This is a genomic window from Terriglobia bacterium (assembly GCA_020073085.1).
Taxonomy (GTDB): domain Bacteria; phylum Acidobacteriota; class Terriglobia; order JAIQFV01; family JAIQFV01; genus JAIQFV01.
Genome location: JAIQFV010000001.1, coordinates 135,859 through 161,939, shown reverse-complemented (window position 1 = coordinate 161,939; position 26,081 = coordinate 135,859). Strand labels below are relative to the sequence as shown.

Genomic DNA, 26,081 nt, shown 5'->3' with positions numbered 1-26,081 from the left:
ATGGACTATGGTTTGATCACAATTCCCAACTCATCGAGCTGATGCTGATCCACGGGGGATGGCGACTCAGTCATGAGGTCCACATAAGTGGCGGTCTTCGGAAAGGCGATAACGCCCCGCAGTGAGGGCTCACCCGTCAGGACGGTCATGATGCGATCCAGTCCCAGGGCTATCCCGCCATGGGGAGGCGTGCCGTACTGAAGGGCCTCCAGGAAAAATCCAAAGCGTTGACGAGCTTCTTCGTCACTGAGACCCAAGGCCTTGAACACCCTGGCCTGGACATCCTGACGATGAATTCGTATGGACCCTCCCCCAATCTCGGACCCGTTCAAAACCAGGTCATAGGCCTTCGCCCGCACCTTTCCGGGATCCTGTTCCACCAGTCCTCTCTCGATGTCTTCCTCGACCGGGGAGGTAAAGGGGTGATGCATTGCGACAAACCGCTGGTCGGTCGCGCTCCATTCGAACATTGGAAAGTCGGTCACCCACAGAAAATTCCATCGGGCCGGACCCTCCAACAGCCTCTCCTGTTTTGCGACCTGAAGCCGGACCGCCCCCAGGGATTCCTCGACCACCTTTTTCTCCCCCGCCGCAATCAACAGCAGATCTCCCACCGAGGCGCGGGTGGCGGCGGCGAGCTCTACAACCAGGGGCTTGCCCAAAACCTTCTCAAGGCTGGATTGGACCCCTTCGGAGGTGACCTTAAGGGTAGCCAGGGCGCTTGCTCCAAAGATCTTTGCCGTTTCAGCCAGCTCATCAGTCTGCTTCCGGGAATATTTTGCACAGCCCTTGGCGCAAATTGCCCGCACGACCCCGCCGGTATCGAGCGCTTTTCTATATGGCACGAACTCTGTCTTGCCGACGAGAGAACTCAGATCGAGGATTTCCATCTCAAACCGCGTGTCCGGTTTGTCGCTGCCGTACCTCCGCATGGCCTCGGCGTAGGACATCCTCGGAAAGGGTTGGGAGAAAGTAATCCCCGCGGTCGCGAAAATCGAAGCGATCAGGCCCTCAATGGACATGAAGAAATCATCCAGGTGAGGAAACGAATGCTCGATGTCGATTTGTGTAAACTCGGGCTGACGGTCCGCACGGATATCCTCATCCCGGAAGCAGCGGACGATTTGAAAGTACTTGTCAAAGCCTGAGACCATGAGCAGCTGCTTGAAGAGTTGGGGAGACTGCGGGAGGGCGTAGAATTTTCCGCGGTGAAATCGAGAGGGAACGAGGTAGTCGCGGGCCCCTTCCGGCGTGGATTTGGTGAGAAAGGGGGTCTCGATTTCGTAGTAGCCCTGGTCGTTCAGGTATTTCCGGGCGGCCATGGTGACCTCGTGGCGCTGGCGGAAATTCGCCTGCATTTTGGGCCTCCGCAGGTCGAGATAGCGGTACTTCAAACGAATGTCTTCGCTGGTGCCAATGCTGTCGTCAATGGGGAAGGGCGTGGTTTGAGCCTCGTTCAGGACTTTCAGGAGCGAAGCAACTACCTCGATCTCGCCCGTGGGAAGGTTCTTGTTGACCGTGTTGGAGTCACGACCGACAACGGCGCCCTCGATCGCCACTACGAACTCGGTGCGGAGCTGTTCCGCCTTCTCATGAATCTCCCGGTCGATATCGGTTTTGAAGACGATTTGTGTCAAACCCGTGCGGTCGCGCAGGTCGATGAAGATCAATTGGCCCAGGTCGCGTCGCCGCGCCACCCAGCCCATCAGCGTCACGCGCTGCCCCTCGTGCGATGCACGGAGTTCTCCGCACATGTGTGTCCGTTTGGTGGTGCCCAGGAAATCGAGCTTCACAATTGAACTCCTCTCCCCGGTCCGAAAAACAGCGTCGCAGTTAGAATGTGCCTGTGAAAAACGGGCAATGGCTTCGAAGGAAGCCTCATGGGTCTTCCGAAGGCCCAAGGCTTCGAACGTCTCATTCCTGGATCAAACTTCCTTCAGACTGAATTCCCGGCTGTCCCCGCTTTTCAGAGCTTCAGGAAATTTTTCAAAATGGTTTTGCCCTCGGTTGTCAGAATCGACTCGGGGTGGAACTGCACGCCTTCGGTGGGAAAGCGCCGGTGGCGCAATCCCATGATTTCTCCGTCATCGCTGCGCGCGGAGATTTCCAGCGCATCCGGAAGCGACCCTTCTTCAACGACCAGGGAATGATAGCGGGTCGCCGTAAAACCCTGAGGCACCCCCTGGAAGAGGGTCCTCCCATCGTGACTTACCTTGGAGGTCTTCCCATGCATTAGCCGTTGAGCGCCCACCACCCGGCCGCCGAAGGCATGGCCAATCGCCTGCAGCCCCAGACAAACGCCCAGAAGAGGCATCTTCCCCGTGAACGCCTTGATGCACTCAACAATGATCCCTGCGTTTTCCGGACGACCCGGCCCCGGTGAAATCACTATCCGATCGGGTTTGATGGCGGCGATCTCGTCCACGGTCACCTGGTCGTTCCGCTCGACGACAATCTCGGGGGTCATCTCCCCGAGATATTGAACCAGGTTATAGGTGAAGGAATCGTAATTATCGATGACAAGAATCATGATTTTCGTGTAGTAACGACTTCAGTCGTTACTACTCTTAAAGCCCTTCCTCAGCCAATTCGATGGCCTTTAAGGAGGCGCGCGCTTTGTTGATACATTCCTGATGTTCCCGATCGGGCTGAGAATCCGCCACGATCCCGGCCCCCGCCTGGATATAGGCGCGGTGGTCCTTCATCACGATGGTGCGGATCGCAATGCAGGAGTCCAGATTGCCGGAGAAATCAAGGTAAAGGATCCCGCCCGCATAAATGCCCCGGCGCGTGGGTTCCAACTCGTCGATAATTTCCATGGCCCGGATCTTAGGGGCCCCGGAGACCGTCCCCGCGGGAAAGCACGCCCGCAAGACATCGATCGCGTCGAGTCCCTCTTTCAACTCCCCTTCAATGGCCGAAACGAGATGCATGACATGGGAGTATCTCTCGACAAACATCAGGCGCTGAACCCGGACCGATCCGAACCGCGATACCCGGCCGACATCATTCCGTCCGAGGTCGACCAGCATGATATGTTCGGCACATTCCTTTTCGTCGTGTTGTAATTCGACCGCCAACTCCTGATCAGTGGCATCATCTGCGCCGCGAGACCTTGGTCTTGTTCCCGCGATGGGACGGTAGGCGATCTTCTTCCCCTGAACCTTGACCAGCATTTCGGGGGAAGAACCCACGATCTGAAAATCGCCCAGCTTGAGATAATACAGGTACGGCGAAGGATTCACAATCCGCAGCGCCCGGTACACCTCGAAGGGATCAGCGGCACAAGTCCTGTCAAACCGCTGTGACAGAACCACCTGAAAAATGTCGCCGGCCGTAATGTACTGCTTTGCTTGCCGGACGGCATTCTCAAATCCTTCCGCCGTGAAGTTGCAGGTCACCGCGCCGGCGGGAAGAGCCGGCGGGGCCGCGCGGCTGGCTTTCGTCCTCACGAGGGGAGCATGGAGTAACCGCTCCATGGAGGCAATCTTTCGAACCGCCTTTTGATACTTCTCCTTGAGAGAGAGTCGGTCGCCGGTCTCCTCCGTCAGCACATTGGAGACAATGAGCGCCTGGTGACGCACATGATCAAAGATGACGAGGTTTGAAAAAAACAACAGCACCGCGTCGTCCAAATCAAGATCCCGGGTCGTGCGGTCCGGGATGTTCTCAATCAATCGCACCAGATCGTATCCCAGAAATCCTACGGCCCCGCTGGTGAAGGGCGGAATCCCTTCCAACCGAACCGGCCGAAACTGGTTTACCTCGGCCCGCAGCAGATCAAAGAGGTCCTGGCGCCGGCGTTGCGACCCGGCGGCCGAAGTGATGGAGGCTTCGCCGTTGCGATACCGGAGAGAGCGGAATGGACCGACACCGAGAAATGAGTACCGGGCAATGGTCTCCCCCCCTTCCACACTTTCGAGCAGGAAGCCAAAAGGGGACTGGGATTCCAATTTCAGAAAAGCCGATGCGGGGGTGAGCAAATCGGCCGTGACCCACTTGAAGACGGGAATGACATTTCCCTCGCGGGCGAGTTTTTCGAATTGCGTCCAGTCGACGGTCGATTGGGAATGACTCATCATCTCTTCCTTAGGCAGGCATTCACGGCCTCAAGAGGATGCGGGCGAAGAACAAACGTCGGATTATATCATCCACATTACATTTCCGGGGATGGGAGAAAAGCCAGCAAAATTCTCAGGAACGATATTCTGATTTCTTCTTGCCGAGCCGGCCTGCCAGTTCAAGCGCTACGTCATCGAGCGCGACGTCCTCCTCGGCCAGAAGGACAAGAAGATGATAGAGGAGATCGGCGGTTTCGTAGGCAATTTGACTTTTGGAGTGGGCTTTGGCGGCCAGAAGGGTCTCCGCTGATTCTTCGGCCACCTTCCTCGCGATGTGATCCAATCCCTTTTTGAAGAGCGTGGCCGTATAGGAGTCTTCCGGCAGATCTCTTCGGCGCCGGGCGATCACCGCCGCCAGTTCGCCAAGGACTTGTCCGAGATGAGTCGAGCCGGGGTCGGTTGAGCGATGACCGGGGGCGGGTTCCGGATCGGCTTTTCCGGATAATTCTGCGGAGAAACAGCTCTCTGCCCCCGTGTGACAGGCCGGCCCACGGGGGGTCACCTCAATCAGCAGGGCGTCGCCGTCGCAATCCAGGGTGATTCTCTCCACGCGCTGGGTATGGCCGCTGGTTTCACCCTTGTGCCACAGCGCGTTTCGGGAGCGGCTCCAGAACCATGTTTCCTCAGTTTCCAGGGTTTTTCTCAAGCTTTCTTTGTTCATGTAGGCCAGGGTCAGGAGCTGTCTGGTGCGTACATCCTGAACAACCGCCGGAATCAAGCCCTGCTCATCGAACCTGAGTTGCGCAAGAGCGTCAATGGAAGAGATAGGCATTTTGAATGGGCCGGACTGACCTCGATGGTCTGTTTAAATGCAGGGGTTTTCGCGCCGCGATGGAGCACGGAGCGACTCATCTGGACCATGGACCTGCGACTTCGGATCTTACCGTACCAGGACACCTTTCCGCTTCAGGAATTCCTTCGCCTCCCGGATTGAATGGGTACCAAAATGGAAGATGGAGGCAGCCAGAACGGCACTCGCCCCACCTGTCGTCAGGCCCTCGTAAAGATGGTCAAGTGAGCCGGCCCCTCCCGACGCGATAACGGGAACACGCACCGCTCCAGCGATGGTGTGCGTCAATGCGAGGTCATAACCATCTTGGGTGCCATCCCGGTCCATCGAAGTGAGCAGGATCTCTCCCGCGCCGAGCTCCACCACCTGCTGCGCCCATTCCACGGCATCAAGTGGAGTCTCTTGCCGCCCCCCGTGGCTGAAGACTTTCCATCGTGCCGGGTCTGTTCCCAACACACTCCCATTCGGGCCCTGGCGGCGAGCATCGATCGCTACCACCACGCACTGGCTTCCAAACTTCTCCGCGGCCTCGGTAATCAGGTGCGGGCTTTGAAGGGCCGCGGTATTCAAGGAAACCTTGTCCGCTCCCGATTTCAGAATGTTCCGAACTTCCTCGATGGTTCGGATCCCGCCGCCGATAGTAAATGGGATAAACACCTCCTCAGCCACACGGGCCGCCAAATCCCCGGCGGTTTTCCGTTGGGAAGAGGAGGCCGTGATGTCCAGGAAGACCAACTCATCCGCCCCTTCCTCGTCGTAGCGGCGAGCGCATTCCACCGGATCTCCGGCGTCGCGCAACTGGACGAAACGAATTCCTTTGACGACTCGGCCGTCATCCACATCAAGGCAGGGAATAATTCGCTTGGCGAGCATGGGGATTCAGTCTATCTCCACAATTGAAGGAAGGCATTCCCGCAGACGGCGAGCGAGATGACCACTAGGAGCAGGGCCGCGACCATGAATCCCTTCCCTCCAGCAAGCACATGGAGCATAAGACACGCGAGGACAAGAACAAATCCTGCAGCTCCCGCCATCAGCCAACGCGACCGCCTCAGATTCCGGTCCCGCTGCGCCTCATACCCGTGGGCCTCGTCGTCCTCTTGGACGCTTTTCTTGTGAGCCGTTTCGACCTGGCCGGCGTACTCGGCTATTCTCAGCCGGTAATTCTCGAGGACGAGGTTGTCGAGGTCTTCGCGAATCGCCAGCTCGTTGAGCCGGAGCTGCAGCTGTTCTTTCTGAATCTTATAGAAATGCTCCAGGTGGAAGTCTGACCAATAGACCACCCAGCGGCCGGTTGCCTGGGTTTGCGCGCTTTCGGCTAGACTGAGACAGTGGAGTCCCGCCAGGAGCGTGCCCAGCATCCCCAGGACACACAGGATCATGAGGAGGGCAGGACCAGTATGGCTAGAACCCGTGGAGCGCATGTTCTCGACGGGTTGTGAGTTGCTGGTGATTTTCATTCGCGTTCAGGTTGAAGCGTCTCCGGAGAAGTCAAGGAGCGCAGGGATCCTCGTATCAGGAGGGCACAAACGCCATTTGGTTTGAGAGAGGGTCATGGGTTTGACGTGACCCCCAGGGCTTCCTTGAGTGTAAATTTCTTTTCGTACAGAGCCCTTCCGACAATGACCCCCTCCACGCCCCGGTTTCCAAGGGTACGGGCCCGAAGTATATCCTCGATTGATCCAATTCCACCGGACAGAATCACCGACCCTTTCGTGGCCTGCGCCACGCGCTCGGCCAGAGCATAGTTGGGACCGGACAGCATTCCGTCCTGGGCTATATCCGTCACAATGAAAACACTGACTCCGTGGAGCGCCAGACTCTTTGCGAATTGCGCCGGTTCGGAGTCCGTTTCCAGCTTCCAGCCGTGTGTGGCAACGTGGCCATTCTTCACATCGATTCCGACGGCAATGTAATCTCCGTACTGCTCCATGGCCCGATGAAACATCTCATAATTTTCGACGGCGGCCGTTCCGATGACAACCCGGCTCGCTCCCAGGGCGATCGCCTTTTCGATGAGCGGGAGGGACCGAATCCCGCCCCCTAACTGGATTGGGATCCGGACCACCCGGAGGATTTCCTCAATCGTGTCTTCATTCTTGCGACCTTCGGAGAGCGCCGCATCCAGGTCTACGATGTGCAGCCACTCCGCCCCTTCCCGCTCCCAGTGCAACGCCATTTGAACCGGATTGGCGGAGTATTCTTTTGCTGTGTCGTCCCGCCCCTGCACCAGCCGAACACATTTTCCGTCTTTAACATCGATGGCAGGATATAGAATCATTTGAGATTGAGAAGCCTTTCGCCCGGATTCCGACCGGGCCCCAATTTCGTCTTCCCCTATTCCTCACACGCCTGAAAGGCCGGCAAAGTTCTTGAGCAGACGAAGACCCGGGCACTGGCTTCTCTCCGGATGAAATTGTGTGGAAAACACGTTTTCACGCTCGACCACCACCGGGAATTCGATGCCGTAATCGGTCGTTGCCGTCACATGGGTCCGCTCGCACTCTGCGATGTAGTATGAATGAATGAAATAAACAAAGCATTCAGGCGCGACACCCGCCAACAGGACGGAATTCTTCTTCAGATGGAGCTGGTTCCACCCCATGTGCGGAACTGGCAGACCGCCGGGCAGTCGTTTAATTCTTCCCTGGAACAACCCCAACCCTTGATGATTTCCGAATTCCTCGCTTGCCTCGAATAACACTTGCTGTCCAACACAAATGCCAAGGAAGGGGACCCCTCGCCCCACCGCCTCCAGAATGGGCGATACGAGCTCGAGGTCCTTCAATCGCTTCATTTCATCTCCAAACGCCCCATCTCCTGGCAGGACAAGCTTCACTGCATTCTGAATGGCCTCGGGGGAGGAGGAAATTCGTGCGGGATAGCCCAGATGTTCAAAGGCTTTCTGAACGCTGCGAAGGTTCCCCATCCCACAGTCAATAATGGTAATCATGTCCAAAGTTCCAAGTCCAAAGTTCCAAGTTCAAAGTTCAAAGTTCAAAGTTCAAAAACCAGTCCAGGTCCAAATTCCAAGGTCCAGCGTTCGACAAACCCAGTTCAAAGTTAAAGCCCCAATGCTTCTTCCGGCCTTCGACTTCTGGCCTCCGGCTTCCGACATCTGACTTCTGCCTTCTGACCTCCGATTTCCGACTTCTGACTTCCGGCCTCCGACTTCATGCAACGGACTTCCGAGTTCCGCGCCCCGATTCCTGTCCCCCGGCCCCTTTTAGAGCCTTCCCTTGGTGGAAGGGACCCCCACCACGCGGGGGTCGAGGCGGGTGGCAGCGCACAAGGCCCGTGCACAAGCCTTGAAACACGCTTCGCAGATATGATGCGAGTTCTTCCCGTAAAGAAGTTCGAGATGCAGATTGATTCGGGCGTGTGTCCCCAGGGATTCAAAAAAATGCTCCACCAGTTCTGTGTCCAGATCTCCAAGGTTCTTTCTTGGGATCTTCACCTTAAAAAGCGTATAGGGACGACCCGAAAAATCAACGCAGCCTCGCACCAGGGTTTCATCCATGGGGACGTAGGCATGGCCGTAACGAACGAGGCCTGACTTGTCCCCTGCCGCCAGCGCGAACGCCTGTCCCAAGGCGATCCCAATGTCTTCGACGGAATGATGAGCGTCGATGTGAAGGTCCCCTTTGCACCGTAGATTCAGGTCAAACAGTCCATGCCGGGCGAAGCCCGTGAGCATGTGGTCAAGAAAGTTAATCCCGGTCTTGATCCTTCCTTTGCCGGTACCGTCCAAATTGAGGCGGAGATGGATATCCGTCTCTTTGGTCTTTCGATTGACGATCGCGACGCGCTGCCGTTTATTCATAATGTCATCTCAAGCGGGTCTACCGTTGAATGCCAATTCACTGGTGCGCTGAGTCGCCGTGCCGCGCGGGTGTATCCACTTCGTCTCCGGACTCAAAGAATTCCGGGGTTGTCTTCCTTCATGGGGACGTGCGGGACAACTCCCTCGAGCAAAGACCTCTTCACCGCCGCGAGAAAGACTTCATTCTCCTCCGCATTGCCCACCGTGACGCGGAGGCAACGATCGAGCAAGGGGGCTTTGCTCACATCTCGAACCAGGACCGATTGGGCATACAAGGATTCGAACAACGCCGACCCGGGCAGAGGTGTTCGGAAAAGAATGAAATTTGCACCGGAAGGAAATGTCTCAACTCCCGCCATCCGGTTCAGCCGGGCCGTGAGCGTGGCACGCAGGTCAATGACTCGCTGGACGTTGGCTTGGAGCAGTTCGATATGATCCAGGCCCGCCTCGGCCGCTGCGATCGACACGAAATTGAGGTTGTAAGGGAGTTTCGCCTTGGCGACCTCGGCGGTGATTTGAGGGTCCGCGAGCAAGTAGCCGATACGAAGTCCAGCCATCGCCATGGCTTTCGAGAAAGTGCGAAGCAGGATTAAGTTCGAGAATTTCCGAAGCAGGTCAAAGCAACTCATTCCGCTGAACTCATGATACGCCTCATCCACTATGACCAGCCCCGAAGTGGAACTGAGAATCTCGCGGATGGCCTCGGGGTCGAGCCGTGTGCCCGTGGGGTTATTGGGGACGCAAACAATGGTCAGGTCCGACCCCCGGGCTTGCTGGCAGATGGCTTCGATGTCGAATTGCAGCTCTGGAGTGAGAAGCACGGGACGGTACTCCGCCCCGGTGATCCTGATGAGCTGCTGGTAGACGGAGAACGAGGGCTGAACCACGGTCACCCGACTACCCGGACCCGCGACGGCCATCAAAATGGTCTTCAGGATTTCGTTCGAGCCGTTGCCTACGAGAAGGCCGTCCTCCGGCCACCCCACAAACCGCGAGAGTTTGGTGAGCAATCTACGAGGAACCAGCTCTGGATACCGCGTCCATTCCCGATGCTGCAATTGTTCAATCACTGCCGCCTTGATGACCTCGGGAGTATCCAGGGGGTTCTCGTTCATATCAAGTTTCACACGCGCATCCACGTGTTCAAGCGAATAGGGAACAAGCTCCCGGACATTCGGCCTGATCTTGTTTAGAAAAACATTCATGGGGAAAGCGGTCATACCTCGGTTCAATCGGTTCGTTTGAGGGACTTAGTCTCGATAGTCTTTCCCCTCAAGCGGATCTCGACGCTGCGGGCATGGGCGGTCAGCTGTTCCGCCCGCGCAAGCTGGATGATAGCACGGGCATCTCGTTCAAATCGCTTTCTTGAATATCGGATAATAGAGGTTCGCTTGATGAAATCGTAGACGCCCAGCGGGGATGAGAAGCGTGCCGTCCCACTCGTGGGGAGGACGTGGTTCGGCCCTGCGAAGTAGTCTCCTACCGCCTCAGGGGAATAGGCGCCCAGGAAAATGGCTCCTGCATTCCGGATTCTTCGGCTGAACGGCTCGGGCCGTCGGAGGTGCAGTTCCAAATGTTCCGGTGCCAGCTCGTTCACAATCATCTCTATCTGAGACTGGCTTCGAGCCACAATGACCGCGCCCAGCGCGTCTATGGAACGCCGGCAGATGGCGCTTCGTTCAAGCCAAGCCATTTGCTCTTCAACCTCGTCTTGTATTCGACGAGCAAGATCGTTAGAACGGGTAATACAGATGGCGGACGCATGAACATCGTGTTCGGCCTGGGCGAGCAGATCGGCGGCGACCCACCGGGCTTGGGCGGTCGAGTCCGCCACAACCACCACCTCACTGGGGCCGGCGATCATATCAATGTCCACAGTTCCGTAAACCATGCGCTTCGCGGCCGCGACGTATCGGTTGCCGGGCCCCACAATCTTATCGACACGGGGAATAGTCGGGGTGCCATAGGCGAGTGCGGCCACCGCCTGGGCTCCCCCCACAGCGTAAACCTCCTCCAGATTCAGTTCCACCAGGGCCGCGGCGAGCCCGGGATTGTGCTCCAGATTGCCGGGAGGAGTGACGACAGCGATCCGGCGGACCCCGGCAACCTGGGCCGGGATGGCATTCATGAGGACGGTCGAAGGATAAGCGGCAGTGCCGCCGGGAACATAAAGTCCCAGGGCGGCGATCGGAGTCAACCGCTGGCCTACAGAGGCGCCAAAGCCCCGGGAGATTGTCCAGGATCTCTCAACCTGCCGTCGATGGAACGCTTCGATATGGTGGCGGGCCTGCGCGATCGCCCGGCGGAGAGCGGCTGACGCCCGCGCGGCTTGTCGCTCAATCCTTGAAAATGGAAACCGGATCGCCCGAAGTTGCACCCCATCCAGATTCTGAGTCAGTTGTCGCAGCGCCAAGTCGCCGTCTTTCCGGACCCTTCCGACGATGGCCTCGACCGCTCGAAAAACCTTCGGATCCATACTCTGTCGGCGGGAGAGAATTCTCCGTATTTTGGGGTGACTTTGGTATTGGGATCCGGGAATGATTTCGATCATGGGGTCGTGCCGCGAGCCACCAGGCGCTCGATCTGCTCCAACAATTCAGAAATTGGCTCGCGCCGCAGTTGATAAGAGGCGCGATTGACGATCAGCCGGGCCGACGATTCGCCGATCACATGGACGATCTTCAAACCGTTTTGCCTCAGTGTAACTCCCGTCTGTACCAGATCCACGATGCAGTCTGCCAATCCGAGCACCGGGGCGAGTTCGATCGACCCGGAGAGCACAATAATCTCTACCGGGACGCCATGCCTGGTGAAATATTCTGCGGCGAGGCGGGGATATTTGGTGGCGACGCGCAAGGTGGAAACTCTGTCCTGTTCGCCACCCTGTTTGGACCCCTCGAGCGCTGCCACGACAATTTTGCATCTTCCAAATTTCAAATCCAGGGGCTGGTGAACATCGGGCGAGGCCTCCAACAGCACGTCCAGTCCGACGATCCCCAAATCGGCGACTCCATACTCGACGTAAACCGGCACGTCGGCGGGTTTTACATAAATGAACCGAATCATGCCCCGGCGGTCCACAACCACCAGCTTGCGCGACTCTGCCTCACGGGCATGAACCCGATATCCAAGCTGTGAGAACATTTCCAGGGATGGATCGAACAATCGCCCTTTGGAGATGGCAACGGTTAACATAGGAGTTCAAAGTTCCAAGTCCAAGGTCCAAAGTCCAAAAACCCAGTTCAAAGTTCCAAGTTCAAAGTTAACGCCCGAATGCTTCTTCTGGCTTCCGACCTCCAATTTCCTACCTCTGACTTCTCGCCTCTGGCCTCCGGCTTTATCACCCGGCCACCGAGAACTGGCAACGGTTTCACTGACACCCGGCACCTACCACCTACCACCTACCACCTACCACCTACCACCTATTCCCTATTACCTCTTCCCTAACCCCCGCCCTACTCCAGCTTGATCCGACGGCCAGACCGTCGTTCCCTGAGAATGTCGGCGAATTGTCGCCTCAGGTGATCTGGCTTCAGCTTGAATCGTCGCAAAGGATGACGGGGGATAGATCTGAGGCGGGCGCTCTGCATCAACCGCTCCAGGCTGAATGAGAACCCCACGGCGTGCCACGCCGCGCCGAAATTGGAGAACAATTTGTCATAGCGTCCCCCGCCCCCAACCTCAAACCCGAGTCCCGGAACGAAGATGCGAAATACCGTTCCCGTGTAATACTCCAGCCCGCGCACTTCGCTGAGGTCAAGGGTCAAGTGCCGGGCGAATCCCAGGGCGGAGAGGGTTCGAGTAATCCTTTCCAAATGGTCCAATGCCGCGACCGAACGCTCATTGCTGACCAGTTCACGCGCCCTGCGAAGGACCGCGCGTCCCCCGGTCAGATCCGGGATGGCCAGCATGGTGGCCTGACGGCGGTCCTTAAGATTCAGGCTGCCGAGTTCTGCCCGGAGCGAGGTCTTATCCTTGATGTCGATCAGTTCGCGAAGCCTCTGCAAAACGGCGGGTTCAAAACCCATTCGCTCAACGATGCCGGCAAAGTACTCCATGTGACCCAGATTGATTTGAAAATCCTTCAGGCCGAGCCGCGTGAGTACCTCGATTGCAATTGCCAGGACCTCGACATCCGCCTCGAGTCGGGGTCCCCCGATATGTTCCAGGCCGATCTGAGAGAATTCCCGCTGTTGACCCCCTCGCGGAGGCTCATAGCGCAGGACCTCGCCTGAGTAATACAAGCGAATCGGTTTCGGCGACTCGCTCATCCGGCAGGCGACGGTTTTGGCGACCAGCGAGGTGAATTCGGGCCGAAGCGCCAGGATGTTTCCCTCCCGATCGAGAAAACGGTACACCTTTTTCCCGAGCTCGGCGCCCACCCCTCGCTCGAAAACATCCATGTAATCGAAGAGTGGGGGAATGATCTCGTCGTAAGACCACCCCTCAAAGACGCTCGTGACCATCGTCTCGACGCGCCGCCTGGCGCGCGCCTTTTCACCCAGGAGGACCTGTGTGCCCAAAGGGATCTGTGTCAATGCATCCATGTGTCCGCGAGGTTGGCAGCCGGGATGGAATTCTTAGGCGAGACGCTTGATGCTTCTTCCTTTTCGATCGACATTCAGAACGGCAATTGTAGATGACAATCCATGTTTTGAAAAGCAGTTCTGGAGCGCGCGGCCGATGGTTCGGTAGTTCTCAGTAGCCAAAGCGGCCAGTGTTGGTCCTGACCCGCTCAGGAAGACCCCGACCAGACCGCGGAGCTGGGGCAGGGCGAGCGCCTCCTGAAGTCCCGGGACCAGGGAAGCGCGGAAGGGTTGATGCATCCGATCGACGAAAAGGCGTCGTAAAGGGTGGCCTGGGATCTTACTCAGGACCTGAGAAAGCAAAACGGCGTTTTGAAGGTTGGTTACCACATCCTCCCTTGCATACCGTCGCGGTAGCACCCGGCGAGCCTTGACGGTCGATACAGTAAACTCAGGAACGACAAAAACAACTTTCAGACGGCGATCGATGGACAGCGGCAAGAAATAAGCGGAACGCGGGGGATCGAGACGCGCTGCCGTTAGGCCGCCCATGAGGCAAGCGGCGAGGTTGTCGGGATGGGATTCAAACTCCAGGGCATATTCCAGAATCCGGGAAGGAGGGAACGGGCGCCGGGAGAATAGCTCTGCCAGGGAGACTCCAGCCACGATGGCGGCGGCGCTGCTTCCCAACCCGCGAGCCAGGGGGATTTCATTGTGTATCGTCAATCGCAGGGGAGGGAGTAAGACCCTTTCGGCGCGCGCCACTTGCTGGGCGACCCGGAGAATCAGGTTGGAGCCTTCCTGCGAAAGCACGTCGCTGCCCACCCCCTTGAAGAGGAGAACATTCGACCCTTTGGCAGAGGGCTCCACACCGACCCCCAAGTGGAGGTTGACGGCCAACCCCAGGACGTCAAATCCCGGTCCCAGGTTGGAGGTCGAGGCAGGGACTCGGATCAGAAATTGAAAGTTCGCTTTGGATGCCTTCATGAAAAACCCCTTCGTGCGATCTCCTGCCAGATCGCGGTGGGCAGTTTCTTCCCGGTCAGGATCTTAAATTGAGCTTCAGCTTGGGAAATGAACATCTTCATTCCTGAAATGGTTTGCATCTTTCGACGCCGTGCCTCCCGCAACAACCGCGTTTCGGGCGGGTTGTAAATCAATTCAAAGACAACGTCCGCACTTACCTCAGTCAGGTCAATGGGAACCTTGTTGACCTCGGGCCACATGCCGACGGAGGTGGCATTCACGATGAGGGCAAAGTGATGATTCCGCAGGTTCTCCTGCCGAACCACTCGATGGTCGAATTTCCTGGCCAGTTTTTGAGCCGTCGCGAGGGTCCGGTTCAAAATCAAGACCTTCGCCCCCTTCTCGCGAAGAACAGCCGCCACCCCCTGGGCGGCGCCTCCCGCTCCCAGAAGCAGGACCTCCGATTCCTTCAAGTGGAGTCCAAGTTCCTCCAAAGGCTTCTCGATTCCCCGGGCATCCGTGTTATATCCGAACCACCGCCCTTGCCTTCGACGCAGAGTGTTCACAACGCCGACGTGCCTCGCCGCAGGATCCTGCTTCGACACAAACTTCACGACCCCTGCTTTGTGGGGGAGGGTGACACTGAGCCCTTTAACCTTGAGCCGTTTTGTCCAGAAGGGAAAATCGTCCAGCACGCCAGTTTCAAACGGAAGATAAATTGCGTTTATGCCCAGTTGCGCAAATGCGGCATTGTAGAGAGCAGGGGATAATGAGTGGGAAAGGGGGCAGCCGAGAAGGCCATAGATCCGAGTCCTCGAGTTGATCCGGTCAATTCGAAAGATTTTCTCCAACGCCGAGACGGTCAACTGCCCGGACGCTGATTCCTTTCCCCGGGTGAGGGCCGCGTAGGTGAACTCCGCTCCCTGCGAGGGACCGAGGACCCGCGTTACCGCCCCACAGGCACCCATCCCGAGCACGACGCTGCGGTGCCCCCGGCGAGCCAGCTTACACTGCATACTCAAAAGGCGGGCTGCGTCCGAGAGTGAATTCGCCTGAACTGCAATCTTAATCAAATCGCCGCCGGTTTCCAGAAGCTGTTTCGCAAGATGCTCCAAATGGGTCGGAGTCTCTTTGAAATCATGGGAGGAAACGATCAGCTTGGCCCCGATTCGCTGCAACTGCGAAACGATTTGCGTTCCCTGTGTCCGAATCGTCTCAATCTCAAGATCCAGCCACTGTCCGAGGGTGGCGGCCCGGCCCAACCAGAGAAGCTGCGAGGCGATGCTCCCTCCAAACCTTCCTCCCGCATTCCTCCTGCGGAGTGTAAAAATGAGGGTATGCCGGAGATGAGAGATGCCCTTCAACCGGGAGAGTAGTTCGTCGATCTGGCGGGTTGAATCGAGGTAATCCAGCCGCAATTCAATCCATCGGGCATGCTTTTTCGCCTGTTCCATCGCAGCTAAAGCACGTCGTGCAGTGGGTTCCGCGACGGGTACGCACAGAGACTCATAAACGGATCGGGGCAAAGGTGACCTGGCCTTGAGTGGTTTGGACGCAAGGGATTTCGTGCATTGTGTGACGGCCGACACACCTATGAATGACAGCCTATTGTATCAATTCCCATAAGCAGGCGCGCGTTGATTTTGTGCCCGGTTTCCGTCAGGACATTTGACAACCGAGCCATGGCCCGTTAAGCTCTGCGCTAAATATCCAACGCCTCGATCCACAGGCATGTCGGAGGTTCTATGGAGTCCAGAAGAAAAGATCAAGTGAAGTTCGGCATCTGGCAGCTCTTGATAGTCGGGCTCTTGCTGGGGACGGCCATGGCGCCGCTCGCAATGGCTCTGCCCCCTAAATCAGCGCCTACCGCTGCATCCTACAGTGATACCTATTGCAGCGGCTTCATTGCGGAGGGAGAAATCTCCCGCATTGGAGAAGTACTGGGTGCTGAAGAGGGACGGCTGAAGAACGAACTAGTCACCGGAGACCTGGTTTACCTGGGAAACGGGACATTGTCGAATTTTCAAAAGGGCCAGGAATTATTCATCATCCGCACCGTCCAGAAATTCAAAAATCTGGGGACCCTTTACAGCGATATCGCCCATGTCAAGATTGTGGATATTCGGGACAACATCGTGGTCGCGGAGATCGTTTTTTCCTGTCAATCCCTGCTCGTGGGAGACTGGGTGGTTGCGCCCCAATCCAGGCTTTTGCCGCCGGCGGGAGCAGGCGGAGTCATGGACCACTTTGCTCCTTCATCAGGGAAGGCCGAAGGACAGATCATCGACTCAAAGTGGAGAGAGGTACAGTTGGGTCAAGGGTCCATCGTGTATCTTAATGTGGGGACCAACCAGGGCGTCCAGGTCGGGTCAACCCTGCGAATCTCCCGGTCCGCAAGTGAAGGCGCGGTCAACGTGTATAATCAAGTCTTTTATTCAAAGGTGGGAAAGACGGGGCATTTTCCACGGCAGATTCTGGGAGAATGCGTGATCTTGCAGACCGAAGAAAATAGTTCGACGGCGATCGTTACAAAGAGCGATGAGGAGATTACCCTCGGGGATCGGGTGGAGTTGCGTTGAACTGAGTCCAGGGAGGGAGGTCACGCGAGCAATATGCGCGGCTCCTCCGACGGAGCATCCTTGGGAGCGTGCTCGAAAACTTCCTCGAGGTGGGAAAGGTATCCTCGGCTCAGAGGGCGGCCCGAGCCCTTCAATTGAACAAATTGCTGCAAAAAGACCAGGCAGTCGATCACCGTCGAGACCTTCAGGCGGCGACCGTGGGCATCGGGATTCTGCATTTTGAGATCGATGCTTTCTTTGAGTTTTGAATACAGGAATTGCCCCAATCCCCCTTCTGGGGTGGTGTCGTAATAAAGCCCCTTGTCGAGAGTTCGATAGGTCTTTTCGAGGGCGGCGAACGCGCCCACGATGTCCGAGTCATGTAATTGCGGGACCGACTTATAGCCTTCCCTGATCACGCTCGAGACCTCCATCAAGAATCTCTCATTTTCCAGGAGAAATCCGCGGTCGAAGGTCCGACCGAGGGTCATCGAGCGCGCCCTTTGTTCGAGGGGATTCTTTTCCATGGCGTACTGGTACCCCTCTCGAAGATAGCTGCAGGACGGCGGACAATCGATTTCAATTTCCCGTTTCGTGGCGCAGCACACGCCGCAAATCCGAGCGGATTTGGCAGGGCAGGACCGCCTGGCCTTGCGACTGCCGCACAAGGGACATTGCATTGACGAACTCCTCCCGAGATCAACCCGGGTCAGCAATCAGCGGCATTAAATTTATAGGAGCCCCACGAAACTGTCAAATGTTGCTCTCCTCCGGTGAAACTCCAGGAAACGAACCAATACGGATAGACTCTTCAGGGACCCAAAGGAAGTTGGTCCCGTCTCGAGCCCTTCTTCTCCTTTCGAGAGCCTGAAAAGGACCCCGCCCAGGGTCTATCGGACAGAGGAATCACCCCCGCGCACAAAATCGCTTGGCGCATGAACCGCCCATCCGTTATATTTTCTTGTCCGTATTTTCGCGTCGCCTCATTACAGGTCAACCAGTGTTCACCCTTTACAGTATTCTTCTGTGCCTTGGATTTGTGCTCCTCCTGCCTTACTTCCTTGTGCAGGCCATGAGACACGGAAAATACGTTGTCAGCCTGATCGAGCGGACGGGAAGACTTCCCCGGGAACTGCACCAGGGCTCGAAGGGGGCGATCTGGATCCATGCCGTTTCTGTGGGGGAGAGCAACGCGATCGCACCCTTGGTGTCGCAGCTCAGAGCCCGTGCAGTTACCCGGAAGATCTTCATCTCCACAACCACGCTCACCGGGCAGCAGAATGCGCGCGAGCGAATCTCGGGGGCGAGCGGGTTTTTCTATTACCCGTTCGATTGGCGTCGGAATGTCCGGCGAAGCCTCGGGTACATCCAACCCGCGCTGGTCTGCCTGGCGGAGACCGAACTGTGGCCAAACTTCATTCACGAGGCCCATGGGCAGGGTATCAAGCTGGTGGTTGTAAATGGACGCATTTCGGAAAAGTCTTTCCATTGGTATGGGCAGATCAAGGGATTCCTGCGTCGATTCCTGCCCGAGATCGATCTCTTCCTCATGCAAACAGAAGAAGATGCGGAGCGCATCCGGACGCTGGGAGCGCCGCCTGAAAAGGTCGGGGTGTGCGGGAATCTGAAGTACGATATTCAGCTGAGCGGGAAGTCCGAGGAGGGGCAGAATCTGGTCCGCGAGAGGTTTTTAGGTCAGGACGGCTCGTCCTTGTGGATAGCCGGAAGTACGGCGGAGGGTGAGGAAGAACTTGTATTGAGGGCTTTCGCAGAAGTCAAGGCGCGAATCCCGGCTGCGCGGCTGATTCTTGCGCCCCGCCGGCCCGAGCGATTTGACACGGTTGCCAATCTGGTGGGCAAATTCAGTTTCAGCGTGGTCCGTCGCTCCCAGCTCGAGGGGGGTGAAGGACGCCATCGCGACATTCTCCTGCTGGACTCGGTCGGCGAGCTAGCGGCCCTTTACTCGCTGGCGAAAGTCGCCTTTGTCGGGGGCAGCCTGGTGAAGAAAGGCGGGCACAACATTCTTGAACCCGCCGCAGCCGGGGTCGCCGTCCTGTTTGGCCCGTACATGTCCAACTTTCAGAAGATGGCCGAGGATTTTCTCAGCCACAAAGCAGCCCTGCAGGTTGAAAATGCCGACGAACTGGCTTCAGCCACCATCACATTGCTTGAAGATGCGGCCCAGGGACGAGTCATCGGCGAACGGGGGCGAGCGCTGGTTGCCAAGAGCTCCGGGGCAACGGCACGTACAGTCGAAATGATCATGAAACTCCTATGATCCAAAGCCCGCTACTGAGAATCTGCCTTCGGCCGGGAGCTGCCCTCTATTCCGCAGTAGTGAATCTGCGCGCCCATCTTTATGAGAAGGGACTTTTGAAAACCGTCAAGGTGGCCCCGCGGGTGATCAGCATTGGGAATCTGACGCTTGGCGGGTCAGGGAAGACTCCTTTCACGATGCAGGTAACAGAACTGCTCCGGGCTCAGAAACTATCGGTGGCCATCCTTTGCAGAGGATACAAAAGGAGATCGGGGCATGGGGGGGCGATCTGCCTGGTCTCAGATGGGAAGACCATGTTCACAGAGGCGTTACAAGCTGGAGACGAAGCCCAACTGATGGCCCAACGACTGCGCGATGTTTCAGTCGTGGTGGGCTCTCCCAAGTGGCGGGCCGCACAATGGATCGAGTCACATCTTGGAGTGGATTGGATTGTGCTGGATGACGGCTTCCAGCATCTGAAACTGGCACGCGACCGGAATATTCTGCTCCTTGATGCAGATCGACCCTTTGATAATGGCGAAGTCATCCCCCTGGGCCGGCTTCGCGAGTCTCCCCAGGCGATCCAGCGGGCTGACATCGTGGTTCTGGTGAAGGGCGGGGACTCCCCCCCCGAACAGTTCACCCCGGAACGGTGGAAGGCCCTCTGCCCTTCGGCCGAACTGTTTAGCGCTCATCGGCACTGCACTGGAGTGTCGATGACTGAAAGTAGGAGTCTCGGGCCGGTCGAAGAGATCCAAGGAAGGAAGCTGGTCGCCTTCTGTGGGATTGCACAACCGACCCAATTCTTTCGCGATTTGCGGGGGCATGGACTCACCGTGACAGAATCCCTGGTTTATCCGGACCACCATCGCTACAGCCCCTCTGATACACGCAACATTATTCTGCATGCCATGGAGTGCGGGGCAGAGGCTCTCATCACCACTGCCAAGGACGCGATGAACCTCCCGCCCCGAGCGTTTGGAAATTGGCCGTGCTATATCTTCGAAATTGAGATGAAATTGGACGACGAAGCTCGATTTCTCCACTCTCTGTTGACTTGATCGAAGAAGGATTTCTCTGTTTCCGGGTTTTCTCGCATGACGACACCTTACCGGACAAGGATCTGGGTTCGTGGAACGAACTGGGTGGGAGATTCCATTCTCACGATCCCCGCTTTGGAGGCCCTTCGGCGGGCCCGGCCGGAGGCAGAGATCACCCTGGCGGTGCGCCCGTGGGTCAGTGAAATTTTTGAGAGGACTTCTGCCGTGGATCATATTCAGATCTACGATCGTTCTCTCCAGCACCGGGGGTGGCGAGGCCGATCGAGGTTCATCTCGGAGTTGGCTCGGGGGCGTTTCGATGTGGCGATAATGTTCCCGAACTCCTTTGAAAGTGCCTACCTGGCCTGGAAGGCAGACATTCCCGAACGCATTGGCTACGCCACCGATGGAAGAAGCCTGCTTCTGACACGCCGTCTCAGTATTCCCGGGGAAATTCTGCTGCAGCACCAGACTCAATACTACCTCGAAATCCTGAGGCAGTCCGGCTTCATTCCTGCGCTCCCCCCCGTTCCAGGGGTATCGCTTGAGATTTCCGAAGCACACCATCAAAGAGCGCGCCTACTTCTCTCGGCGAAGGGAGTCGTGGAGGGAAAGCTGCTCGTTGGACTGAATCCAGGGGCGTTTTACGGAACAGCGAAGCGCTGGCTTCCAGAGCGATATGCTGCCTTGGCGGATCGATTCGTTGATGCCTTGGGAGCCATTGTGCTAATCTTTGGCTCGGCCAGCGAGCGGGCCATGGCCGATTCTATTGCGCGTGAAATGCGACACCCTGCGAAGATATTCAGCGGGGAAACCACCTTGGGGGACCTGGCCGCGCTGTTGAAATGTTGTTCCCTCTTCGTGACGAATGATTCCGGGCCGATGCATTTGGCGGCCGCTGTTGGCACCCGGACCTTGGCCATCTTCGGGCCGACTGATGAGCAGGCGACAGCGCCCGTGGGACCGCATACCCGCGTGGTCAAGCATCCCGTATCATGTAGTCCCTGCTTGCTTCGAGAATGCCCGCTGGACCACCGCTGCATGACCGGCGTCTCGGTCGAAGACGTTTACCGCGTGGCGGCTGATCTGCTCTCACATTGAGTTCCTTTTACATGTCAGAAAAGCCTTTTGCCGTGTTTATGGATCGCGACGGGACCGTGTGCGAGGAGGTCGGATACGTCAATCATCCCTCCCGCTGTCAAATCTATCCTTTCAGCGCCGAAGCGGTGCGCGCCATCAATCGGGCGGGCGCGAAGGCCGTGATCATCTCCAATCAGGCAGGGGTGGCACGCGGATATTTCCCGGAGTCCCTCGTGGTGAAGGTCAATAAGAAGATCGCCCGGACATTGAAATCCAGAGGAGCGCACCTCGATGCCATCTATTACTGTCCGCATCACCCCGATGTCGGAGAACCGCCGTATCGTCTCAACTGTGAGTGCCGAAAACCGGGCCGGGGGATGTTGGACCGCGCTGAACGGGAACTGGGCGTGGACCTGTCCCGATCCTACATCGTTGGAGACCGCCGGAGTGACATCGAAATGGCAGCCCTTCATGGATTGAGAAGCGCCCTCGTGATGACGGGATACGGCCGGGGGGAGTTCGAGTATCACCTTCCCCAATGGGGGTTTCAGCCGGACTGGGTCTGCACGAACCTTTTGCAGGCTGTGAAGAAAATCCTGATACATTCAAGAAGGGAACATCGCCGATGATCGAGTCCAAGGAATGTGAACTCCTGCTCCGGACCATCGATCAATTCTCAAAGGCCCGGATCCTGGTGTTGGGCGATTTCGTGGCCGATGAGTACGTCGATGGCGAAATCTCGCGGGTCTCCCGGGAGGCGCCGGTGTTGATTTTGAAGCACCGGCGTACCGAGATTTTTCCGGGCGGAGGGGCCAACGCGGCGAACAACCTGGTTGAGCTGGGCGCCAAGGTATTTCCGTTCAGCATCGTCGGGCGGGATGCACAGGGTGCCCAACTGGTTCAGTTCTTCCGCCGCAAAGGAGTTCCGGCGACCGGGATTTTGATGGACAAGGGGTTTTCAACGACGACCAAATCCCGCATCCTGGCGGGCTCCGCGCATACCACCCACCAACAGGTGGTCCGCATCGACCGGCAGGCCCCGGCGCCCCCGGATGTGAAGGTCCGGGAGCGGTTGATCAAAAAGGCGAGTGAAATCGTCCCCAAAATGAATGGGATCCTTGTGTCTGATTACGGATCGGGGATGATCAGTTCCGAGAGTCTGGACACGCTGAGGACCGCGATTCGGAATCGGCCCATTCCGCTGAATGTGGATTCGAGGTATCAGATCCTCCGCTTTAAATCCTTTACTGCTGCGACCCCTAATGAGCCGGAGGTAGAGGCCGCGCTGGGGATAGCCATCGGCAACCATCTCCCGGCGCTGGAAGTGGCGGGAAGGAGGCTGCTGAAGCGGCTGCATACAAAGGCCCTGCTCATCACTCGCGGCAAGGAGGGGATGGCCCTTTTTGAACCCGGCCGGACTACCCGCCACCTCCCCATTTACGGCACGGACCAGGTGGCAGATGTCACGGGCGCCGGGGACACGGTCATTGCCGTCTTCACGCTGGCCCTGGCGTGTGGGGCCGGTTTTTTACAGGCGGCACGCCTTTCCAATTATGCCGGAGGTCTCGTCGTTATGAAACATGGCACGGCGACAATCCGCCGCGAAGAGCTCGTGGCGGCGGTGGAGTCCGATGTCAAGTAGGGCGCTCCGCCCCCGCAGATCCACGCTTTGGAATCCTCGAAATCATGACTGAGAAGAAGATCCTTGACCTCGCCACCCTCCGGACGGTCGTTGCGGCTCAACGCGCCGGAAACCATAAGATTGTGCTCGCCAACGGGTGCTTTGATGTCCTGCATGTGGGTCATATCCGCTATCTTCGGGGGGCCAAAGCACTGGGCGATGTCTTAGTGGTCGGAGTGAATGGTGACCGTTCGATGCGGCAGATCAAGGATGCGGGGCGACCTCTGATGTCAGAGGCCGCCCGGGTTCGGTTGGTGGCGGCGCTGGAATGTGTGGATTATGTCACGGTGTTTGACGATCCGACGGTGGAGCCCTTGATTAAAGCGCTTCGTCCAGATGTCCACGCCAAAGGAACGGACTATACGCAAGAGACCGTTCCTGAACGCGAAGCGGTCCGTTCCTATGGCGGAGAGGTAGCGATTGTGGGGGATCCCAAGGACCATTCCACACGCGACTTGATTCGACGGGTCCTCGGAAGACGCGGGGAAAGGAATTGAGTTGAAGATCTTGATCGTGAAACTCGGTTCCATTGGCGATGTGATTCACGCGATGCCCGCCGTGGTCCGACTCCGGCGCGCCTTGCCGGAAGCGCGCCTGGATTGGCTGGTGGAGCGGTATGCCCGGCCCATCCTGGATCACGCCCAGGCCGTCAATCGAATTATTGAAATCGATACGCTTCGCTGGCGGAAATCTTTCTACAGCCGTCACACCTGGCAGGCGATCCTCCAGACAATGCAAAATCTGCGCGGCATGCATTATGACGTTGTTTTCGACCTCCAGGGACTGTGGAAATCCGCGGCCTTTGCGTATCTGACAAGCCCCGGGGGGATCATTGGAGGAGATCGCAATTCCCTCCGCGAGCCGCACTCTTCCATTTTCTATTCACGGAGGGTGGACAGGAATCCCCGCCGGGGAAATGTGATTTTTGAGCATTTGAACATTGTGGATACATTCCTCCGGTCAAGGTGGAAATCAGGGGAAACGGCGCCGACGAATCCGGTGAATCCGAGCGAACTTGAGTTTGACCGCCTATTCGGAGTTGAGGATCAGGACTGGGTCGAGGAACACTTGACAGACCGTCAGTGGAAGGATTTCGTCATTGTAAACCCTGGCGCCAATTGGAAGAGCAAGCGGTGGCCGGTGGACAAGTACGCCCAGTTGTCAAAGCGAATTCTGGACGAATTGGGGTGGCCCGTGGCGATTACGGTCGGGCCTTCGGAGAATGGACTTGGAGAGGAAATTCTGTCTCATCTGACGGGTCAACCCGCTGTCCTGCTTTCCCCCACCCTGCCGCAATTTGCGGCCCTGGCTGGACGCGCGAGGCTTTTTGTGGGGCCCGATACCGGCCCGCTCCATATTGCCGCGGCCGCCCGGACACCCATCGTGGGGATTTATGCGTCCACCGATCCCGTCCGAAACGGTCCATACCACCCGGCGGACATCGTGGTGCAGCAGAACCAGTGCGGCCGGTATTGCTATCGACGGGATTGTGGGGGGCGCCGCTGCATCGCAGAAATCCCGGTGGCTGCGGTGTTCGATGCCATTCAGTCACGGCTCCAACGGATGCTTCCGATTTCGCAAAATCGGGCCGGTCCGGGGTAATCCCATGAGCAGACCTTCATTCGGCCGTCGCCTTGCCCGATGGCGGGTGCCCCTTGGCTTTATGGTGGCGATTGTGTATTTTGTTTTGGCGCGTCCCACACTGCTGTCGATAAGTTCCGGCGCACCAGTGGCCCTCTTCGGAGTGGGATGGCGGGCCTGGGCCTCGGGATTGATCAGAAAGAATGCGACCTTAGCCCGGGATGGGCCGTATGGACTTTCGAGAAATCCGCTCTACTTCGGGAGTTTTCTCATTGCCCTCGGCTTTGCGTGGGCCGCTCACCGCGTGATCCTCATGCTGGGGATTGTGCTGTTTTTCCTGGCGATTTATTGGCCTGTGATGCGACAAGAGGAAGAGCATCTGAAAGGCCTTTTTGGCGACGCTTTCTCTGCCTATGCACGGGAGGTCCCCCTTTTTCTCCCCTGGAGGGGGAAGTCGCGCCGGGGAGAAGGACAGGTTTCATTCTCTTGGGGCCTATATTGGCGGAATCGCGAGTATAATGTCCTCCTGGGTTTTTGTAGTGCAGTGGCATTGCTGTTTCTTATAAAATACCTGAGGGGTTCTTGATGAAACAGACCATATCGCGATATCTGGCACGGATGCCAAAGGTTCAAACCATCGTCCGCAACTCCACCCCGATGATTTACAGGGTGAGCCTGACCCTGGCCTTCTTTGTTGCTTTGGCTCTGGTGACCGGAAAATCCCGGAGTGCAACGGAGGCCGCGCCACAGTCTGCAAAACCGCCGGCCGCCGTTGAAGTCGAGAATCAGACGTTGAACTATAATGTCTACTGGAGAGCCGCAAGTGCCGGGGTGGCCAGCATTCGAGTCGACCGCGATCCCTCCTCTGGCCAATTGAAGATCACCGGGGATGCTCATTCCAGCCGGTTCGTGTCTACGCTTTACCGTGTAGAGGACCAATTTGAGTCTTTGGTTGCTCTCAAGAATTTTTGTTCCCTTCGGATCATGAAGCGGATCAACGAAGGCCGCCGACACCGTGAAACGATTGTCGATTTCCCCCCTGGTCAAAAGACGGCCCAGTTGCAGGATCGCAATCTCCTTCTCCCCTCGTCTCCCATCCGGAAGGCCCAGACGGCCACGCCGGGTTGTGTGCAGGACGTCCTTTCGGCGCTTTTCTATATGCAGACCCAGCCGTTCACAGTGGGCAATTCGGTCCAGTTCCCTGTCAATGACGGGGGCAAAACCTACAACGTGACTGTGGAGATACAGCAACGGGAAACCATAAAAACGGATGCCGGGACATTTCAAGCCATCCGGGTCGAGCCGAAGGTGTTCGAAGGATTGTTCCGTCAAGCCGGACGGATGTATGTTTGGTACACGGACGAACCCCGCCATCGCCTTGTACAATTGAAGGCTCGCATTTCTGTGGGCACCATTACTGCGTCCCTGGCCTCATCGTCTGGGACCCAGCCCGGCGCATCAACCTCTGAGCTGAGGCACTGAGTGTTTTTCGGCCCGAGACGCAGCGTCCGGTTCACCGGGTGAGCGCCAGGGCTGATTATATCCGCACGGTGGTCACGACGATCGCCCCCGAGCACGCAATAAAGTATCCCCGGTTCCTCAGAAACGGTGTTTTTTAGGATGCCTTTGAGCCCCTCGCCGAGGATTGATCCGGGTCC

26 protein-coding genes are annotated in these 26,081 nt (G+C 57.3%); 10 read left to right on the top strand and 16 right to left on the bottom strand.

Annotated features, from left to right (window positions below; genetic code table 11):
• Positions 1-5: 5 nt before the first annotated feature.
• The 15 genes from aspS to aroE form a co-directional block, all read right to left on the bottom strand.
• Positions 6-1,754, bottom strand: a complete 1,749-nt coding sequence (gene aspS / locus LAO21_00675; GenBank protein ID MBZ5551201.1) for an aspartate--tRNA ligase — start codon at positions 1,752-1,754, stop codon at positions 6-8.
• 212 nt (positions 1,755-1,966) lie between these two features.
• A complete protein-coding gene (locus LAO21_00670) occupies positions 1,967-2,530 on the bottom strand; it encodes an aminodeoxychorismate/anthranilate synthase component II (protein ID MBZ5551200.1) in 564 nt (187 codons plus the stop codon).
• Positions 2,531-2,567: 37 nt separating this feature from the next.
• Positions 2,568-4,079 (bottom strand): anthranilate synthase component I, encoded by a 1,512-nt coding sequence (gene trpE / locus LAO21_00665; GenBank protein MBZ5551199.1) that lies wholly within the window; start codon positions 4,077-4,079, stop codon positions 2,568-2,570.
• Positions 4,080-4,194: 115 nt separating this feature from the next.
• Positions 4,195-4,893: a bifunctional phosphoribosyl-AMP cyclohydrolase/phosphoribosyl-ATP diphosphatase HisIE gene (gene hisIE, locus LAO21_00660; GenBank protein MBZ5551198.1), complete on the bottom strand. Its 699-nt coding sequence runs from the start codon at positions 4,891-4,893 to the stop codon at positions 4,195-4,197.
• A 108-nt stretch (positions 4,894-5,001) separates the two neighbouring features.
• Entirely contained in the window at positions 5,002-5,784 is a 783-nt protein-coding gene (gene hisF, locus LAO21_00655; protein ID MBZ5551197.1) for an imidazole glycerol phosphate synthase subunit HisF, read from the bottom strand.
• Between the two features lie 11 nt (positions 5,785-5,795).
• Positions 5,796-6,371, bottom strand: a complete 576-nt coding sequence (locus tag LAO21_00650) for a DUF4337 family protein (protein MBZ5551196.1) — start codon at positions 6,369-6,371, stop codon at positions 5,796-5,798.
• Positions 6,372-6,463: 92 nt separating this feature from the next.
• A complete protein-coding gene (hisA, locus tag LAO21_00645; GenBank protein ID MBZ5551195.1) occupies positions 6,464-7,192 on the bottom strand; it encodes a 1-(5-phosphoribosyl)-5-[(5-phosphoribosylamino)methylideneamino]imidazole-4-carboxamide isomerase in 729 nt (242 codons plus the stop codon).
• A gap of 63 nt (positions 7,193-7,255) precedes the next feature.
• Positions 7,256-7,864 (bottom strand): imidazole glycerol phosphate synthase subunit HisH, encoded by a 609-nt coding sequence (gene hisH / locus LAO21_00640; protein MBZ5551194.1) that lies wholly within the window; start codon positions 7,862-7,864, stop codon positions 7,256-7,258.
• 273 nt (positions 7,865-8,137) lie between these two features.
• Positions 8,138-8,734, bottom strand: a complete 597-nt coding sequence (gene hisB, locus LAO21_00635) for an imidazoleglycerol-phosphate dehydratase HisB (GenBank protein ID MBZ5551193.1) — start codon at positions 8,732-8,734, stop codon at positions 8,138-8,140.
• A gap of 92 nt (positions 8,735-8,826) precedes the next feature.
• Positions 8,827-9,939 (bottom strand): histidinol-phosphate transaminase, encoded by a 1,113-nt coding sequence (hisC, locus tag LAO21_00630; GenBank protein MBZ5551192.1) that lies wholly within the window; start codon positions 9,937-9,939, stop codon positions 8,827-8,829.
• 23 nt (positions 9,940-9,962) lie between these two features.
• Entirely contained in the window at positions 9,963-11,282 is a 1,320-nt protein-coding gene (gene hisD, locus LAO21_00625; GenBank protein ID MBZ5551191.1) for a histidinol dehydrogenase, read from the bottom strand.
• A complete protein-coding gene (hisG, locus tag LAO21_00620) occupies positions 11,282-11,929 on the bottom strand; it encodes an ATP phosphoribosyltransferase (GenBank protein MBZ5551190.1) in 648 nt (215 codons plus the stop codon). Before hisG ends, hisD begins: the two co-directional genes overlap by 1 nt.
• A gap of 260 nt (positions 11,930-12,189) precedes the next feature.
• Complete coding sequence (gene hisZ, locus LAO21_00615) at positions 12,190-13,281, bottom strand: ATP phosphoribosyltransferase regulatory subunit (protein MBZ5551189.1); 1,092 nt, start codon at positions 13,279-13,281, stop codon at positions 12,190-12,192.
• 33 nt (positions 13,282-13,314) lie between these two features.
• Complete coding sequence (gene thrB, locus LAO21_00610) at positions 13,315-14,247, bottom strand: homoserine kinase (protein ID MBZ5551188.1); 933 nt, start codon at positions 14,245-14,247, stop codon at positions 13,315-13,317.
• Positions 14,244-15,752, bottom strand: a complete 1,509-nt coding sequence (gene aroE, locus LAO21_00605) for a shikimate dehydrogenase (protein ID MBZ5551187.1) — start codon at positions 15,750-15,752, stop codon at positions 14,244-14,246. Before aroE ends, thrB begins: the two co-directional genes overlap by 4 nt.
• A 219-nt stretch (positions 15,753-15,971) precedes the next feature.
• Between aroE and LAO21_00600 the strand changes: the two genes are divergently transcribed.
• Complete coding sequence (locus LAO21_00600; GenBank protein MBZ5551186.1) at positions 15,972-16,805, top strand: hypothetical protein; 834 nt, start codon at positions 15,972-15,974, stop codon at positions 16,803-16,805.
• A 20-nt stretch (positions 16,806-16,825) separates the two neighbouring features.
• On the opposite strand, the gene LAO21_00595 is transcribed toward LAO21_00600, so the two are convergent.
• Positions 16,826-17,464 carry a hypothetical protein gene (locus LAO21_00595; GenBank protein ID MBZ5551185.1) on the bottom strand — a complete coding sequence of 213 codons (639 nt, stop codon included), beginning with the start codon at positions 17,462-17,464 and terminating at the stop codon, positions 16,826-16,828.
• A gap of 281 nt (positions 17,465-17,745) precedes the next feature.
• Here LAO21_00595 and LAO21_00590 point away from each other — a divergent pair, with 281 nt between their 5' ends.
• The 9 genes from LAO21_00590 to LAO21_00550 are packed head-to-tail and all read left to right on the top strand — an operon-like array spanning position 17,746 to position 25,905.
• A complete protein-coding gene (locus LAO21_00590; protein ID MBZ5551184.1) occupies positions 17,746-19,062 on the top strand; it encodes a 3-deoxy-D-manno-octulosonic acid transferase in 1,317 nt (438 codons plus the stop codon).
• Complete coding sequence (lpxK, locus tag LAO21_00585) at positions 19,059-20,102, top strand: tetraacyldisaccharide 4'-kinase (GenBank protein MBZ5551183.1); 1,044 nt, start codon at positions 19,059-19,061, stop codon at positions 20,100-20,102. Before LAO21_00590 ends, lpxK begins: the two co-directional genes overlap by 4 nt.
• A 36-nt stretch (positions 20,103-20,138) precedes the next feature.
• The gene (waaF, locus tag LAO21_00580; GenBank protein ID MBZ5551182.1) at positions 20,139-21,182 is read left to right on the top strand and encodes a lipopolysaccharide heptosyltransferase II; all 1,044 of its coding nucleotides are present in this window, start codon (positions 20,139-20,141) and stop codon (positions 21,180-21,182) included.
• Positions 21,183-21,193: 11 nt separating this feature from the next.
• Positions 21,194-21,790: an HAD family hydrolase gene (locus tag LAO21_00575; GenBank protein ID MBZ5551181.1), complete on the top strand. Its 597-nt coding sequence runs from the start codon at positions 21,194-21,196 to the stop codon at positions 21,788-21,790.
• Positions 21,787-22,803 (top strand): hypothetical protein, encoded by a 1,017-nt coding sequence (locus LAO21_00570; GenBank protein MBZ5551180.1) that lies wholly within the window; start codon positions 21,787-21,789, stop codon positions 22,801-22,803. The genes LAO21_00575 and LAO21_00570 overlap by 4 nt, the downstream gene beginning before the upstream one ends.
• Positions 22,804-22,847: 44 nt before the next feature.
• Positions 22,848-23,339, top strand: coding sequence for an adenylyltransferase/cytidyltransferase family protein (locus LAO21_00565; GenBank protein MBZ5551179.1), 492 nt, complete (start codon positions 22,848-22,850; stop codon positions 23,337-23,339).
• Between the two features lies 1 nt (position 23,340).
• Positions 23,341-24,444, top strand: coding sequence for a lipopolysaccharide heptosyltransferase I (gene waaC, locus LAO21_00560; protein MBZ5551178.1), 1,104 nt, complete (start codon positions 23,341-23,343; stop codon positions 24,442-24,444).
• 4 nt (positions 24,445-24,448) lie between these two features.
• Complete coding sequence (locus LAO21_00555; protein ID MBZ5551177.1) at positions 24,449-25,009, top strand: isoprenylcysteine carboxylmethyltransferase family protein; 561 nt, start codon at positions 24,449-24,451, stop codon at positions 25,007-25,009.
• Entirely contained in the window at positions 25,009-25,905 is an 897-nt protein-coding gene (locus LAO21_00550) for a DUF3108 domain-containing protein (protein ID MBZ5551176.1), read from the top strand. The genes LAO21_00555 and LAO21_00550 overlap by 1 nt, the downstream gene beginning before the upstream one ends.
• Positions 25,906-26,081: the final 176 nt, after the last annotated feature.